General features: G+C 75.3%; 15 protein-coding genes and 1 pseudogene. 9 read left to right on the top strand and 7 right to left on the bottom strand.

The genetic code is table 11. The annotated features are described in order from the left end of the window. Nucleotides 1-2 precede the first annotated feature (2 nt). Nucleotides 3-602 (bottom strand): TetR/AcrR family transcriptional regulator, encoded by a 600-nt coding sequence (locus tag ACI791_RS07620; protein ID WP_347056980.1) that lies wholly within the window; start codon nt 600-602, stop codon nt 3-5. A gap of 88 nt (nt 603-690) precedes the next feature. Then, nucleotides 691-1,080, bottom strand: a complete 390-nt coding sequence (locus tag ACI791_RS07615; protein WP_456585500.1) for a universal stress protein — start codon at nt 1,078-1,080, stop codon at nt 691-693. A 208-nt stretch (nt 1,081-1,288) separates the two neighbouring features. Between ACI791_RS07615 and ACI791_RS07610 the strand changes: the two genes are divergently transcribed. After that, nucleotides 1,289-2,260, top strand: coding sequence for a patatin-like phospholipase family protein (locus ACI791_RS07610; RefSeq protein WP_456585499.1), 972 nt, complete (start codon nt 1,289-1,291; stop codon nt 2,258-2,260). Between the two features lie 10 nt (nt 2,261-2,270). On the opposite strand, the gene ACI791_RS07605 is transcribed toward ACI791_RS07610, so the two are convergent. Continuing rightward, nucleotides 2,271-2,741, bottom strand: a complete 471-nt coding sequence (locus tag ACI791_RS07605) for a heme-degrading domain-containing protein (RefSeq protein WP_456585498.1) — start codon at nt 2,739-2,741, stop codon at nt 2,271-2,273. A gap of 185 nt (nt 2,742-2,926) precedes the next feature. On the opposite strand from ACI791_RS07605, the gene ACI791_RS07600 reads away from it, so the two are divergent. Next, complete coding sequence (locus tag ACI791_RS07600; RefSeq protein WP_456585497.1) at nt 2,927-3,673, top strand: alpha/beta fold hydrolase; 747 nt, start codon at nt 2,927-2,929, stop codon at nt 3,671-3,673. Between the two features lie 73 nt (nt 3,674-3,746). On the opposite strand, the gene ACI791_RS07595 is transcribed toward ACI791_RS07600, so the two are convergent. Both ACI791_RS07595 and ACI791_RS07590 read right to left on the bottom strand, forming a co-directional pair. Next, on the bottom strand, nt 3,747-4,034 hold the full coding sequence (locus ACI791_RS07595; RefSeq protein WP_347056975.1) for a Dabb family protein: 288 nt from the start codon (nt 4,032-4,034) through the stop codon (nt 3,747-3,749). 241 nt (nt 4,035-4,275) lie between these two features. Beyond that, entirely contained in the window at nt 4,276-5,229 is a 954-nt protein-coding gene (locus ACI791_RS07590; protein WP_456585496.1) for a hypothetical protein, read from the bottom strand. Between the two features lie 224 nt (nt 5,230-5,453). Here ACI791_RS07590 and ACI791_RS07585 point away from each other — a divergent pair, with 224 nt between their 5' ends. The 4 genes and pseudogenes from ACI791_RS07585 to ACI791_RS07570 all read left to right on the top strand — a co-directional run bounded on the left by ACI791_RS07585 (nt 5,454) and on the right by ACI791_RS07570 (nt 8,747). Continuing rightward, entirely contained in the window at nt 5,454-5,681 is a 228-nt protein-coding gene (locus ACI791_RS07585; RefSeq protein ID WP_456585495.1) for a hypothetical protein, read from the top strand. Nucleotides 5,682-5,738: 57 nt separating this feature from the next. Next, nucleotides 5,739-7,133, top strand: coding sequence for a thioredoxin family protein (locus tag ACI791_RS07580; protein ID WP_456585494.1), 1,395 nt, complete (start codon nt 5,739-5,741; stop codon nt 7,131-7,133). Beyond that, a pseudogene (locus tag ACI791_RS07575) lies at nt 7,130-7,648 on the top strand (UGSC family (seleno)protein). The gene ACI791_RS07580 and the pseudogene ACI791_RS07575 overlap by 4 nt, the downstream one beginning before the upstream one ends. Nucleotides 7,649-7,673: 25 nt before the next feature. Then, nucleotides 7,674-8,747, top strand: coding sequence for a YihY/virulence factor BrkB family protein (locus ACI791_RS07570; RefSeq protein WP_456585493.1), 1,074 nt, complete (start codon nt 7,674-7,676; stop codon nt 8,745-8,747). On the opposite strand, the gene ACI791_RS07565 is transcribed toward ACI791_RS07570, so the two are convergent. After that, entirely contained in the window at nt 8,738-10,270 is a 1,533-nt protein-coding gene (locus tag ACI791_RS07565; protein WP_456585492.1) for a DUF2252 family protein, read from the bottom strand. The genes ACI791_RS07570 and ACI791_RS07565 overlap by 10 nt on opposite strands. A 152-nt stretch (nt 10,271-10,422) precedes the next feature. Next, nucleotides 10,423-11,286, bottom strand: coding sequence for a siderophore-interacting protein (locus ACI791_RS07560; protein WP_456585491.1), 864 nt, complete (start codon nt 11,284-11,286; stop codon nt 10,423-10,425). A 228-nt stretch (nt 11,287-11,514) separates the two neighbouring features. On the opposite strand from ACI791_RS07560, the gene ACI791_RS07555 reads away from it, so the two are divergent. The 3 genes from ACI791_RS07555 (at nt 11,515) to ACI791_RS07545 (ending at nt 14,365) form a co-directional block, all read left to right on the top strand. Then, nucleotides 11,515-12,333 carry an acyl-CoA thioesterase gene (locus ACI791_RS07555; protein ID WP_456585490.1) on the top strand — a complete coding sequence of 273 codons (819 nt, stop codon included), beginning with the start codon at nt 11,515-11,517 and terminating at the stop codon, nt 12,331-12,333. A 95-nt stretch (nt 12,334-12,428) separates the two neighbouring features. Then, a complete protein-coding gene (locus ACI791_RS07550) occupies nt 12,429-13,457 on the top strand; it encodes an ATP-dependent 6-phosphofructokinase (protein ID WP_456585489.1) in 1,029 nt (342 codons plus the stop codon). A 74-nt stretch (nt 13,458-13,531) separates the two neighbouring features. Beyond that, complete coding sequence (locus tag ACI791_RS07545; protein ID WP_456585488.1) at nt 13,532-14,365, top strand: crotonase/enoyl-CoA hydratase family protein; 834 nt, start codon at nt 13,532-13,534, stop codon at nt 14,363-14,365. The last annotated feature ends 77 nt before the right edge of the window (nt 14,366-14,442 follow it).

Below are 14,442 nucleotides of genomic sequence, written 5' to 3'. Positions count from 1 at the left end.
GATCAGGCCTCCACCTGGTGCGGAACGGGAAGGGCAGCGCCGGGCCGGGGGTGGCCGAGCGCGTCGAAGCAGGTGGCGACGATGGCGGCCCGCCAGGTCGCCGGCTCCTCCTGGCCGTGCGCCGCCAGGGTCAGCACGGCGAGCGCGGAGAGGGCGCCGATGGCGCGGATGGCCCGCTCGGAGACCGGGGCCTCGGCGGAGACGCCGAGCGCCTGGAGCGCCGCGGCTCCGGCGGCGTCCATCTCGGCCTCACCGCGGCCGGAGCTGTCCTGGGTCAGGGGCGTGAGGAGCAGGGCGACCACCCCGGGGTGGTCGAACGCGATGTCGACCAGGATCTCGATGGCGCGCCGGTCGCGCTCCGCCCCGACGGGCAGGTCGCTCACCTGGCCCAGCACCCGCTCGCCGAGGGCGCCGGCCTGGGCCAGCACCGCGTCGTACAGCGCTTCCTTGCTGGGGAAGTGGTGCAGCAGCCCCGCCTTGGAGAGGCCGACGGCGGCGGCGATGTCCTGGAGCGACGTCTTCGCGAAGCCGCGGCGGGCGAAGAGCCCGGCGGCCCGGTCGAGAATGCCGTCGTCGGCCTGCTGCCGGAACGGTCGCGCCATGGCGACGAGCGTACGACCGCCCGACCGGATCGGTAGGTTCTCCGACCGGCCTGGTCGGTGGACGTTCGTCACACCGAGCGCGGGCGGCTCAGGGCTTGACGGCGAGCACCGGGCGGTCGGCGTCGAGCAGGATCCGCTGGGCGTCGCTGCCCATCAGGAGCTTGCCGACGGGGGAGCGGCGGCGCAGGCCGATCACGATCACCGAGGCGTCGACCTCCCGGGCGGTGCGGAGCACCTCGTCGGCGGCGTCGCCGTCGTGGCTCGTCTGCCGCAGGTCCAGTGCCACGTCCTCGGCCGCGGCGCGCTGGATCATCTGCTGCACCGCGTGCTCGGGCGCGACCTCGGCGCTCACCGGCGCTCCGCTCCGGGCGGTGTTGACCACGACCAGCGGCTCCGAGCGCCGCCGCGCCTCCTGCAGTCCTGCGCTGAAGGCGGCCTCGCCCGCGGGGGTGGGCAGGTATCCGACCAGGACGGTCATGCGAGCTCCTCGGTGTCGCTGGGGCGCCCGGCGGACTTCCGCCGGGCCAGGGCGGTGCGGATCGCGGGGGCCGGGGCCACCAGCAGGAAGACTACGAGCAGCCTGCCGGGGTCGGCCCGGTGAGGAACCGGGCGGTGGACGTCCGGCAGCCGGGGCCCGGGACGGTGACGACCTGCCCGCGTGGGCCGCCCGTGGCAGGCTCGGGCCCGTGACGCGCGTGGGCCTGGTGCTGGGCGGCGGCGGCGTCGTCGGGCAGGCTTACCACTCGGGCGTGCTGGCGGTGCTCCAGCACGACGCCGGCTTCGACGCACGCACCGCCGAGGTGGTCGTGGGTACCTCGGCCGGCTCCATCACCGGTGCTCTGCTGCGGCTGGGCGTGTCGGCGGAGAACCTCGCCGCCTGGACCGTGCGGGCACCGCTCTCGGGCACCGAGGACGTGCTCCGGTACATGGCCGACGCCGCGGTGCCCGAGCTGGCGCCGTTCCGCGCCTGGGAGCTGCTGTGCCGCCCGCTGCGGCTGCCCGGGCGGCACATGGTGCAGCGGGCGCTCACCCGGCCGCTGCAGTTCCGGCCGATGGCGGCCGGGATGGCGCTCATGGCGCCGGGGCGGCACGACGTCGTCGAGCAGCTGGCCGCCCTCCGGGAACTGGAGGGACCGGGCTGGCCGGAACCGGCCCTGTGGATCTGCGCGGTGCGCCGCCGGGACGGCCGCCGGGTGGTGTTCGGTCGCCCGAGATCGCCGGAGGCGCCGCTGCACCTGGCGATCGGGGCGTCGTGCGCGGTGCCCGGCTACTTCGCCCCGGTGACCATCGGGGGGCACAGCTACATCGACGGCGGCGTGCACTCGCCGACCAACGCAGCCGTGCTCCGCGGTCAAGGGCTCGACGTCGTCATCGTCATCGCGCCGATGAGCGGTCCCACCGGGTGGCGGCCGGGGGTGTTCCCGGCTGCCCGCCGGTACTCCGACCGCCTCCTGCAGCGCGAGGTGCGGGCGCTGCGCGCCGAAGGGATCCGGACCGTGGTGTTCACGCCCGGCCCCGAGGAGCAGGAGGTCATGGGCACCGACATGATGTCGCGCGCCCGGCTGGACGAGGTCGTCCGGCACGCGTTCCTCTCTGCGGGCGCGCACGCGGCGGAGCCGGAGATCGCCGAGCTGCTCCGCGCCGCGGCGGCGCCGTAGCGCCGGCCGGTCAGCGGCGGAGGTGCTCCCGCAGCGCCCCGACGACCATGCGGTGGTCCGCGAGCTGGGGGAGCCCGGAGACCGTCACGACGCCGATCGGGCCGACGTCGCGCACCAGCAGCGGGAAGCCGCCCCCGTGGGCCGCGTACCGAGCGGGGTCCAGGCCGAACTCGGCCTCGAAGGTGGTGCCCCGCTCGATGCTGTCCTGGCGCACGTAGAGGGAGCTGTGCCCGAACCGGTGCACCACCCGCGACTTGCGCTCGATCCACGACGCGTTGTCCGGGGTGGCGCCGGCCAGCGCGACCGCGAACAGCCGGTGGGAGTTGCGCGAGATCTCGACGGCGACCGGCGCGGCGGCCCGGCGGGCGGCGGCAACCAGCGCGGAGCCGAGCTCCCAGGCGTCGTCGTTGGTGAAGGACGTGAGCTGGAGCTCGGCCTCCTCGGCGGCGAGATCGGCGAGGGAGGGCAAGGGATCGGCCATGCGACCTTCCTACCGTGCCCGGCTGAGCCGATGACGACGTTCACTCGCGGACCGTCCAGCCGGTCCCCAGGCCGTGGCCAGCCCGGCGGGCCGCCGGAGGTCTGGGACGACGCCGACTCGGCGCCCCGACGACCGTCCGCATCGCCGCTGGACGCCGGCAGCGGACGTGGCCGATGCTTCCGGACGTGCTTCCTCCTCCCGCGCCGGAGGACCGGTCGGTGCTCACCCGGCGGGTGCCGGGGCCCGACACGGTCCTGCGGTACGGCCCGGAGGAGGAGCAGGTGGCCGACGTCCGGAACGGCCGGGCCGACCGGCCGCTCGTCGTGGTGGTGCACGGGGGGTTCTGGCGCCCGGAGTACGACCGGCTCCACGTGCGGCCGATGACCGAGGCGCTGACCGCCGCGGGCTGGACGACGGTGGCACCGGAGTACCGGCGCGTCCCCGGCCGCCCCGACCTCGCCGTCCAGGACGTCCACGCGGCCGTGCGGGCGGTCGCCGGCCGGGCGCGGTCCGCCGGGGTGCTGCTGGTCGGTCACTCCGCGGGCGGGCACCTGGTGCTGCAGGCGGCCGCGACCATGGTCGGGCCGGAGGCGCCGGTGGGGGTGGCGGCGCTCGCGCCGGTCGCCGACCTGCGCCGGGCGCAGGCGCTCGGTTGCGGCGGCGGCGCGGTCGCCGCCTTCCTCGGGGAGGACGCGGCGGCGCGCCCCGACCTGGACCCCGCGCAGCTGCCGGCCCCGGCCGTGCCGGTCCGGATCGTGCACGGAACGGCGGACGAGGTGGTACCCCTCGAGCTCAGCGAGTCCTACGCGGCCGCCCGCCCGAGGGCCGTGCTCGTCCCCGTTCCGGCCGGGCACTTCGCCGTGATCGATCCGCGCAGCGCGGTCTGGCCCACGGTCCCGGCCGCGCTGCAGGAGCTCGCCGGCACGCGGTGACGGCCGTGGCGAGGCGCTGGCGGACGGCGCGCCAGGTCTCCTGGGTCTTTCCGGCCGCCCTCGCGCGGCCGGCTCAGGCCTCGAACTGGATGCGCACGACCTCCTCGCTGATGGGAGCGAAGAGCTCCCGACGCACCCGGTCGTGCTCGGCCTCGGCGTCGTAGGCCCGGTAGGCGTCCGCGTCGACGAAGTCCGCGGTGATCGAGAAGCTCCAGTTGCCTGCCCGCAGGCCTGCGTCGACACCGACCCGCATGTCCAGGCAGCCCGGCGGATGCAGGGCGACGACGGCTGCCAGCGCCTCCTCGATCCGCTGCTGCGGCACTCCCGCTCGCACCCGGCCGACGACCACGTTGCGGATCACGCGTCCAGTCCAGCACGGCAGCGAGGTGGGCGCAGGCCGGGGTGGGTCGGGATCCGCGGAGGAACATGCGGCGAGGTCGGTGGCCGGCCGGCGGTGGAGGGCGGTGCGCACGGCGCAGGCCTGCACGGAGGCGAGCGGGGTAGGCGTCGACGCCGACTCGACCGTCGACGGAAAGTATCGAGGAAGGTGCGCGGGGGAACCTCGGCGCGGTCGGCGACGTGCGCTCGCTGCCCTGCGGATGTCAGCTCCTGCGCCGGGTCCAGCGCCGTCGGGCGGAGAGGCTGCCGGCGGCCGACGGCGGACCTCCCGGCGCGGGTGGGATCGAGCCGGCCGCGCGCCGGAGCTCCGCCTCGAGCTCGGACCGCCGGCGCACGAGGGCGGTCACGTCGGCCAGCAGGGCGGCGCGGCGGTCTGCGGCCGCGCAGTCCAGGCGCTCCCGTTCCACCTCCGCCGCGGCGTCCGCACGGCGGCGCTCCGCCCGGCCGCTCGCCAGCATCCGGACCACCTCGTCCCTGCCCTGCAACCGGAGGTGCGCCACGTCGGCCGCGGCCTGCCGCCCCAGCAGGGCGGCCCGGTCGGCGGCGCGCTGCTCCACCGCCCCCGCCTCGGCCATCCGGGCGGCGGCCTCCTCGGCGGCGTCGCGTCGAGCCTGCTCGGCGTCATCGCGCGTCCGGCCGGCCGCGGCGAGGATCGTCTCCGCCCGTGCCGTCGCGTCGGCGATGATCTCGCGGGCGCGCGTCCGGGCGTCGGCGAGCTCCGCGGCGGCACGGGCGACGAGCTCCTCGGCCTCCGCCTGCGCCGCGGCGCGGACGGCCTCGGCCTCGGCCGTGATGCCCGCGGCCTCGTCGGCGGCGGCGGCGAGCATCGACCCGATCCGGTCCGACAGCCGGAGGAACTCGCCCGCGCCGGCCGAGTGGTCGAGCAGTTCCCGGGCCTCGGCGAGCTCTCTCCGGGTGTCCAGGCAGCGGGCCAGCAGGTGCTCGCGCTCCCGCTCCGCCGTCGCCAGCTCGTCCTCCGCCCACTGGACGTAGGTGTCGACCTGGAAGCGGTCGTAACCGGCCAGCGCCCGGCCGAACATCGGCGCGGCCCGGAACAGCGTGGACAGGTCGCCGGTGACGTTGGGCCGCTCGCGCTCGGCCGACGGGTCGCCACCGGTGATCCCTGCAGGGCGCTGGTGCTGCGTCGCCGCGCTCATCGGTGCCCCTCGGGTGCCCGCCTGGTCGTCATCGCACCGACGCTAGGTGGGCGGGGCGCCGGTCCGCTCCCGCGCGTGGCGGCCGATCACCCGGGCGGGTGGGAGGGGTCGCCCGGTCCGGGTCGTCGCCTTCCTCAGCGGTCGCTCCCCGCGACATCCCCCGCACGGGTGAGCCACGACGCGCGGAGGGTGGAACAGCGCGGCGCCGGGGCAGACCGTTCCTCATGGCCCTGACCACTCCCGTGCCGGCCCCCGGCAGCATGACGGTTCCGCCGCTGTTCGACTGGCACGTCCTCGCCTCCGTCGTCATCCTCGTGGCGCTCGTCGCCGTGGCGACGCTGTTCACCCTCTCGGCCCGCCAGGGGGCGAGCGGCCGTGCGGAGTGGCAGCAGTGGCTGGCCGCACGGTCGCGGGCCCCGCACGACCCGGACGAGGTGCGCGCCGATCGGTAGCGGAGCCGGCCCAGGGCGTCGGTGGCCGGGGGAGCGGCACCTCGGTACGGTCCGGGGGTGCGCCTCCCTGACGGCCTCGTCGCCGTGGTCAAGCGCGACTGCCCCACCTGCGTGCTGGTCGAGCCGGTGCTGCGGCAGCTCGGCGCGGCCGTGTGGTGCCAGGACGACGCCGCGTGGTTCCCCGGGGACGACACCGAGCTGGAGCTGTCCTACCGGCTGGGGATCGAGACCGTCCCCACGCTGTTGCGGGTGCAGGACGGTGTGGAGACGGCCCGGGTCGTGGGCTGGAGCCGGGAGCAGTGGGAGCAGCTGACGGGTGTGGCGGGGCTCGGCGCGGAGCTGCCCGAGCACCGGCCCGGCTGCGGCTCGTTGTCGGTGGACCCCTTCCGGGTCGACGCCCTGGAGGCGCGGTACGGCGCCAGCGGCCTGACCAGCCGGCGGGTGGAGCTGGCCGACCTCGAGGACGAACACGAGGCGATGTTCGACCGCGGCTGGACCGACGGGCTGCCCGTCGTCCCGCCGACGCGGGAACGGGTGCTGCGGATGCTGCGCGGCACGACCCGCGACCCGGCCGAGGTGATCGCCCTCGTGCCGCCGGACCTCGTGGAGTGCACGGTCGAGAAGGTGGCCGTCAACGCGGTGATGGCCGGCTGCCTGCCGGAGTACCTCCCGGTCGTGCTGGCCGCCCTGGAGGCGGCCTCCGCGGAGGAGTTCGCGCTGCACGGCCTGCTGGCGACGACGTACTTCGCCGGGCCGGTGGTGATCGTGAACGGGCCCGTCGCCGGGCGGATCGGGATGAACAGCGGGGTGAACGCGTTCGGTCAGGGCAACCGGGCCAACGCGACGATCGGCCGGGCGCTGCAGCTGGTGGTGCGCAACGTCGGCGGTGGGCGACCCGGCGAGGTCGACCGGGCGACCATGGGCAACCCGGGCAAGTTCACCTTCTGCTTCGCCGAGCGGGAGGAGACCAGCCCGTTCCGCCCGCTGGCCGCCGACCGGGGCGTCCCCGGCGACGCGGTCACCGTCTTCGCGGGGTCCGGTGTCCAACCCGTGGTCGACCAGCTCAGCCGCGACCCGGAGTCGCTGGCCCGCACGTTCGCGGCCTGCCTGCGGGTCAACGCCCACCCCAAACTGCCGATGGCCTTCGATGCGATGCTCGTCGTCTCCCCGGAGCACGGCCGGGTGTTCCGCGCGGCGGGCTGGGACCGGGCCCGTCTGCTGGCCGAGCTGGAGGGGCTGCTCGCGCTGCCGGCCGCCGAGCTGGTCCGGGGGGTCGACGGCATGGCCGAGGGCCTGCCCGGTCCGGTCGAGGGAACCGTGCCGAAGTTCCGCCCGGGTGGGCTGCTCGTCACCTCCGCGGGCGGCGACGCCGGATTGTTCAGCGCGATCGTCGGCGGCTGGGTGGCCGGTGCGACGGGAAGCGTCCCCGTGACACGAGAGGTGCGCGCATGAGAACGGTTCTGGACCCGACGGGTGAGCGGCAGGCGTCCGCCCGGGAGCTGCTGCCCCGGCCGCCCTCGCTGCGCGGCCGAACCGTCGGGCTGCTCGACATCAGCAAGGCCCGCGGGGACGTCGTCCTGGACCGCCTGGAGGAGCTGCTGACCGCGGACGGCGCGGTGGTGCGCCGGTACCGCAAGCCCACGTTCGCCCGGACCGCCCCGGTCGACCTGCGCCACGAGATCGCCGAGCAGTGCGAGGTGGTCATCGAGGCGCTCGCCGATTAGGGCTCCTGCACGTCGTGCAGTGTGCACGACATCGCCGATCTCGAGCGCCGCGGTGTGGTCGGGGTCTTCCTGGCCAGCGAGGCGTTCGCCGAGGCATCCCGGCTGCAGGGCGAGGCGCTGGGCTTCCCCGCGCCGTCGGTCCTGGTGCCGCACCCGGTCCAGGACCGCACCGACGCGGAGCTGCGGGCCGTCGCCGAGCAGGTCTACCCGGCGGTGGTGAGTGCGGTGACGGGGACGGGGTAGCCGCCGACGAAGGAGGGATGCACGCATGGCGCTCGCCGCACGCTTCGACGCGTTCCAGGCCAGGCATCCCGCGGTGGCCTTCCCACTGGCGGTGGTCTACAAGTTCGCCGACGACCGCGGACCGCACCTCGCCGCGCTGATCACCTACTACGGCTTCGTGTCGCTGTTCCCGCTGCTGCTGATGCTGACGTCCGTGCTCGGCTTCCTGCTGCAGGACGACCCCGGGCTCCAGCAGCGCATCCTCGAGTCCGCGCTGTCGGACTTCCCGCTGCTCGGGCCGGTGCTGGTCGAGAACATCGGCACGTTCCGGGGGAGCGGCGTCGCGCTGGTCATCGGGATCCTGGGCAGCCTCTACGGCGGGCTGGGCGTCATGCAGGCGGCCCAGGCCGCCCTCAACCGGATCTACGCCGTGCCGCGCTTCGCCCAGCCCAACCCGCTGCTGTCCCGGCTGCGCAGCCTGCTGCTCGTCCTGGCCCTCGGGCTGGGCGCGGTGACGTCGACCGCGCTGACCGCCTCCGTGTCGTCCCTCTCGGGCGCCCTGCCGGTGCCGGGGCCGGTGGTGACCGTCGCGGCCACGCTGACCAGCTTGATGATCAACGTCGGGATCTTCCTGGTGGTCTACCAGGTGCTCACGGCGCGCCGGCTGGACTGGCGGAACGTCGCCGTCGGCGCCGTCATCGCCGCGGTTCTCTGGGAGCTGCTGCACGTGCTCGGCACCTACTACTTCGGCACGTACGTGACGCGGTCCAGCGACGTCTACGGCGTCTTCGGCGTGATCCTCGGCCTGGTCGTCTGGATCTACCTCCAGGCGCTCGTCGTCGTCCTGGCCGCGGAGATCAACGTCGTCCGCCACCGGCGGCTCTACCCCCGGTCGCTGCTGACCCCGTTCACCGACGACGTGGAGCTCACGCCCGCCGACGTCCGCGCGTACACCGGCTACGCGCGCAGCGAGCGGTACAAGGGGTTCCAGCGCGTGGAGGCCACGTTCGGCAAGGGCGGCCGGCCGCAGTCCGCCGACGCCGAGGGGTTCCCCGGGGACGTCGCCGGGGACGACGCCGCGGCCGCCGTGGACGGGTCCGCGGGCAGCGGTCAGCGGTAGACGACGTCGACGCTCCGGAAGGCGCCGAGCGCGTGGTCGGCGACGAAGTGCTCGTGGTCCTGCCGGACCCGGGCGGCCGCCTCCTCGGCGAACCGCAGGACGTCGTCGACGAACAGGTCCCGGCCTCCGATCGCGTCGAGGATCGCGGGCTCCAGGTCGTAGTCGACGTTCCCGGTGTCGTCGGACATGGCGTGCGTGTGCGCGAGGACCCGGCCGCAGATCTCGGCGTACTCCTTCCACTCGCGGCCGGAGAGCTTGCCCAGGCTGATCGAGTCCCGGAAGGGCGCGCGCTCGCGCACCATGAAGCTGCGGCCGTCGATGTCCACGCTGCCGTAGAAGACGTCGCCGTCCACCAGGTGCACCCGCTGGGCGTGCCGGATCCGGTCGGCCAGGCCGTCCATGCGGTAGTCCGAGGGCGGGACCACGCCGTCGAGCGCGGACCGGCGGGCCTGCTTGAACTCCAGGAGGAGGTCGTCGGTCCCGTCGGCGCGCGGCCCCTCGATCAGGACGAAGAAGCGGGTCAGGCCGAGGGAGGCGGTGCCCGCGCCCTTGCGCTCGGCGACGTCCTTCACCCGCATCCGGCCGGCCCGCTCGGGCACCGGCACCTCGTTGTCGGCGACGTACCGGTCGACGATCTGCTGGAACTCGGCGCGGCGGCTGCTGACCGGCACCACCTCGTCGTCGGTGCGGAAGCCGCTACGCGCGTCGTCCAGGAGGCCGGCCAGCCAGTCGGCCCGGCTCACCTCGAGCGCACCGGCGATGAGGTCGGCGATCAGCGGTGGGGCGTTGTCCAGCCGGAGCTGCTCGGAGTCCTCGGTGGCGGCGGCGGCGTAGGAGGCGATGCCCGAGACGTAGCCGTGGACGAACCGGCGGGCGATGGCGCGCTGCTTCGCGGGGCCCTGCCCGCCCTTCTCGCCCGCGCCGAGCAGGAAGCCGACCGCACCGCGCTTGAGGTCCCAGGTGAAGGGGGCGTAGAAGGCGTCGTCGAAGTCGTTGACCCCGAAGATCGGGACGTCGTCCGCGCTCGGCATCACCCCGAAGTTGCCCGGGTGGACGTCGCCGAGGGCGAGCACCGTGGGCATGCGGGCGTCCTCGCCGACCAGGTCGCGGTAGAAGAGCAAGGCGGTACCGCGGAAGAACTGGAAGACCGACCGGGCGAGTTTGTCGAACTTCTCCTGCGCCTCGACGTCGTGGCTGGCGATCCGGGTCTCGTGGTCCTCGCGCACCGTCTCGCGGACGTGGATCCGGCGGTCGTTGCCGGTCAGCATGCGGGGCACCGGCACCATCTCGCCCGCTGCCCGGGCCTCGGCGAGCCGGCGGAAGGCGTCCACCCGCGAGCCGATCCGCCGCCGGCCGGACTCCGGGCGCCCGGTTCCGCGCTGCGCCGCGGGCCGTTCCCGCTGCCGTAGCGCGGCGGCCAGCTCCTCCTTGCTCATCCGGCTCCGGCCGGGGATCCCGTGCTCGCGGGCCAGGCGCAGGAGCTCGTCGCGGGTGGCGGTCGTGAGCTGGGGGGAGGAGTCCATGGCCTCACGCCTACCCGCCGGCGCCCCGAGCAGGCACGACGGTTGTGTTACGGCCCGGGCCTCGTGGTCGTCACCGTGCTCGCCGGCGGAGCGCTCGCGGCCGGTGGGCCCGTGAGCGCCTCCTCGCCCCGCCGCCCGGGAGGGGGTGACGGTCAGCGGCCGGCCGCGTCCTCGGCCTCGATGGCGGCATTCCACTGCCGCTTGGTCGACTGCCAGCCGTCCTCGGTGTCACCCCGCCGCCAGTAGCCGGAGACCGACGTCCACGCCGGGTCCAGGCCCCGCTCCGCGCGCAGGTGCCGGCGCAGTTCCCGGACCGCGTAGGCCTCGCCGTGCACGAACACGTGCCCGTCGCCAGGCGGCAGCGGAACGGCGCGGACGGCATCGACCAGCACCGTTCCCGGCTCGGTGCCGTTCCGGTGCAGCCAGCGCAGCTCCACGCCGGTCCCGGTGGCGACGTCGGTCTGCTCCTCCTCGGGCCCGGCCACCTCGACGAACACCAGCGCCCGGGCGCCGGCGGGCAGCCGGTCGAGGGTCGCGGCGATCGCGGGCAGGGCGGCCTCGTCCCCCGCGAGCAGGTGCCAGTCGGCATCCGGCCGCGGCGCGTAGGCGCCACCGGGGCCCATGAACTGGATCCGGTCGCCGGGGCGGGCCGCGGCGGCCCAGGGCCCGGCGATCCCCTCGTCGCCGTGGTGGACGAAGTCGATGGTCAGCTCACCGGCCGCCGCGTCCCAGGCCCGGACCGTGTACGTGCGGGTGACCGGCCACTGGTCGGCCGGGAGCTCGGCGCGCAGCTGCTCGACGTCGTAGGGAACGGCGTACGTCGCGTCTGCCGGCGGGAACATCAGCTTCACGTAGCGGTCGGTGAACTTGCCGTCCGGGAAACCGGCGAGGCCTTCGCCGCCGAGCACGACGCGGACCATGTGCGGGGTGATCCAGGAGGTGCGGACGACCTCCCCGATCCGCGGTGTCCGCTTGCGGGGCGGGCGCCCGTCGCCGTTCCGCCGTGGCTCGCTCATCGCTGCTCCGCTCCCGGTCGCCCCGGCGACCGCTGTACCGACCGGCCCGTCGTCCCCGGCCGGTGTGCGGCCGCTGCGCGCGGACGACGGTACAGAGCCCGGTGATCACCGCGCCCGGTCGGTCGGCCGGCCCGCTCGCCCCGGGCGGCAGGGAGCTGCGGTTACTGTCCCGGCGCGGGATCCGTGGCGGCCGGCAGCGGCGAGGACCGATCCGGAGCCGGGCCGAGCGTGCTCGACGTCCTGGCGCTGGAGGAGATCGACCGGGACCTCTACCGCAGCACCCTGCTGTTCACCGACCCGTTCCCGCTGTACGGCGGTCAGGTGGCCGCCCAGGCGCTGTACGCGGCCGGCCGCACCCTGGGCGCCGACCGGCTCCCGCACTCGCTGCACGGGTACTTCCTGCGCAGCGGGGACTCCGCTCGCCCGACCATCTTCCGGGTCGACCGGGACCGCGACGGCGGTTCCTTCTCGGCCCGCCGGGTGGTCGCCGTCCAGGGCGGCGACGTCATCTTCAGCATGTCCGCATCCTTCTCGGTGCCCGGGCCGGGGCCCGACCAGCGGGTGCAGGAGACGCCGACCGTCGAGGCGCCGGACGCGCTGCCCCGGTTCGACCTGCCGCGGCTGTTCTCCATGGCGGCCCGCCGGCCCGACCAGCCTTTCCCGGCGGCGCACTGGCCCACCCGGTTCTGGGCCCGGTCCACGGTGGCCCTGCCCGACGACCCGCTGGTGCACGCCTGCGTGCTGACCTACCTACCTGTCCGACATCGGCACCGGGCTCTCGGCGCTGCCCGAGGACGAGGCCGCGCCGGGCCCGAGCCTGGATCACGCGGTCTGGTTCCACCGGCACGCCCGGCTCGACGACTGGGTGCTCATGGACATGGTCCCGCGCACGGTCTCCGGCGGGCGGGGCTGGTACACCGGCTCGATCACCACACCCAGCGGCGTGCTGGCCGCCAGCTTCACCCAGGAGACGCTGTTCCGGCCGGGTCGCAACCCGTTCCGCCCGGGCAGCTGACGAACGGCGCGTGCAGGCACCGCAGCCGGTGACGACCGGCCGCGGCGGTCCGCGCGTCGCCGGTTCGTCCAGACGTCATGACGTACCGTCGGGCGCGTCCCGGCCAACGACCGCGAGGAGCCAGCCGGTGCGCATCGGAGTACTGACCGGAGGCGGGGACTGCCCCGGTCTCAATGCCGTGATCCGCTCGGTGGTCCGCAGCGCCGGCGCCCACTACGGCAGCGAGGTGGTCGGTTTCCGCGACGGCTGGCGCGGGCTGCTGGAGAACCGGTCGACGCCGTTGGACGTCGCCGCCGTCGACGGGTTGCTGACCCGTGGCGGCACCACCCTGGGCTCGGCCCGCGTCGCGCCGGAGAAGCTGCACGCCGGCATCGACGAGATGATCGGCACCCTCGACGAGCACCGCATCGACGTGCTGATCCCGATCGGCGGCGAGGGCACCCTGACCGCGGCCCACCTGCTGTCGGAGGCGGGCGTGCCGGTGGTGGGCATCCCCAAGACGATCGACAACGACATCGACTGCACCGACCTGACCTTCGGCTTCGACACCGCGGTCAGCATCGCCACCGAGCTGATCGACCGGCTGCACACCACCGCCGAGTCCCACCAGCGGGTGCTGCTGGTCGAGGTGATGGGCCGGCACGCCGGGTGGATCGCGCTGCACGCAGGCCTGGCCGCCGGGGCGCACCTCACCCTGGTGCCCGAGCAGCCCTTCGACGTCGACGAGGTCGTCTCGCTGGTGTGCGAGCGCTTCGGGCGGGGGGACTCCCACGTCATCGGCGTCGTCGCCGAGGGCGCCGAGCCGCTGCCCGGGCAGATGGCCTTCCGGCGGGGCGGCGTCGACGAGTTCGGCCACCGCCGCTTCACCGGGGTCACCCAGCAGCTGGGGGAGGAGCTCGAGCGGCGCACGGGCAAGGAGGTGCGGGCCACCGTGCTGGGCCACGTGCAGCGCGGCGGGACGCCGACCTCCTTCGACCGGGTGCTGGCCACCCGTTTCGGGCTGCACGCGACGATCGCCGCGCACGAGGGACGCACCGGCCAGATGGTCGCCCTGCGCGGAACCGAGATCGAGCTCGTCCCGCTGGCCCGCGCCGTCGCCCAACTGAAGACGGTGCCCCCCGCCCGGCTGGCCGAGACCCGCGCCTTCACCGGCTGACCGCACGTGACCTGGCGCTCACTAGCATGCCGGCGGGCCGCGACGGTGCCGCCGAGGACTTCCCGGAGGCGGCCGTGAGCGACCAGGACCGACGCGTGACCCTCGACGTGGTGGAGGGGGTCGCCCACGTGCGGCTCGACCGGCCGGAGAAGCTCAACGCGCTGGACCCCGCCATGTTCGAGTCGCTCGTGGCCGTCGGGACCGAGCTCATGACACGTGAGGACGTCGGCGCGGTGGTGCTCGCCGGGAACGGCCGCGCCTTCTGCGCCGGGCTGGACTTCGCCCAGTTCGCCGCGATGGGCGACGGCCGCCGGTCGGGGGCGGCGGCGCCCCGGGAGCCGCTCGGGGCGGCACGCGCGCTGGCGCAGCAGGCGGTGCACGTGTGGTCCCTCGTACCGGCCCCCGTGATCGCGGCGGTGCACGGCGTGGCGCTGGGCGGAGGGCTGCAGATCGCCCTGGGGGCCGACATCCGGATCGTCGCCCCGGACGCCCGGCTCGCGGTCATGGAGGTCCACTGGGGGCTCGTGCCCGACATGATGGGCACCCAGTTGCTCCCGGAGCTCGTCGGCCGCGACGTCGCCAAGGACCTCGCGCTGACCGGCCGGCAGGTCGACGGCGCGGAGGCGGTACGCCTCGGCCTGGCCACGCGGTGGGCCGACGACCCGCTCGAGGCGGCCGGCGCGCTGGCCCGGGAGATCGCCGGGCACAGCCGCACCGCCACCCGGCACGTCAAGCGCCTGGTCGACCTCGCCGGCCGGGTCGGCCTGGCCGAGGGGCTGCAGGCCGAGCAGGAGGCGATCGGTGGGCTGATCGGCTCCCCGGAGCAGGTAGCGGTGGTGAACCGGCGCCTCCAGAGCACCCGGGGTGCCGGTTCCCCGCGCGGCCAGGGCGGACAATCCGCGACCTGATCCACGCGGGGGCGCCCCGGCCCCACCCCGCGGTCGAGTAGGTGGGCGGCGGGCCCTACCGTTCCCGTGGACGCCCG

It is taken from the genome of Blastococcus sp. SYSU DS0973, from assembly GCF_054051055.1.
This window is presented reverse-complemented; position numbering and strand designations above follow the sequence as displayed.

Bases quoted from the DNA above. Each gene is read 5' to 3' on its own strand.
- ACI791_RS07605 (WP_456585498.1), bottom strand. From the start codon at position 2,741: ATGGCCGATCCCTTGCCCTCCCTCGCCGATCTCGCCGCCGAGGAGGCC.
- ACI791_RS07615 (WP_456585500.1), bottom strand. From the start codon at position 1,080: ATGACCGTCCTGGTCGGATACCTGCCCACCCCCGCGGGCGAGGCCGCC.
- ACI791_RS07560 (WP_456585491.1), bottom strand. From the start codon at position 11,286: ATGAGCGAGCCACGGCGGAACGGCGACGGGCGCCCGCCCCGCAAGCGG.
- ACI791_RS07570 (WP_456585493.1), top strand. From the start codon at position 7,674: ATGGCGCTCGCCGCACGCTTCGACGCGTTCCAGGCCAGGCATCCCGCG.
- ACI791_RS07565 (WP_456585492.1), bottom strand. From the start codon at position 10,270: ATGGACTCCTCCCCCCAGCTCACGACCGCCACCCGCGACGAGCTCCTG.
- ACI791_RS07590 (WP_456585496.1), bottom strand. From the start codon at position 5,229: ATGAGCGCGGCGACGCAGCACCAGCGCCCTGCAGGGATCACCGGTGGC.
- ACI791_RS07620 (WP_347056980.1), bottom strand. From the start codon at position 602: ATGGCGCGACCGTTCCGGCAGCAGGCCGACGACGGCATTCTCGACCGG.
- ACI791_RS07585 (WP_456585495.1), top strand. From the start codon at position 5,454: ATGGCCCTGACCACTCCCGTGCCGGCCCCCGGCAGCATGACGGTTCCG.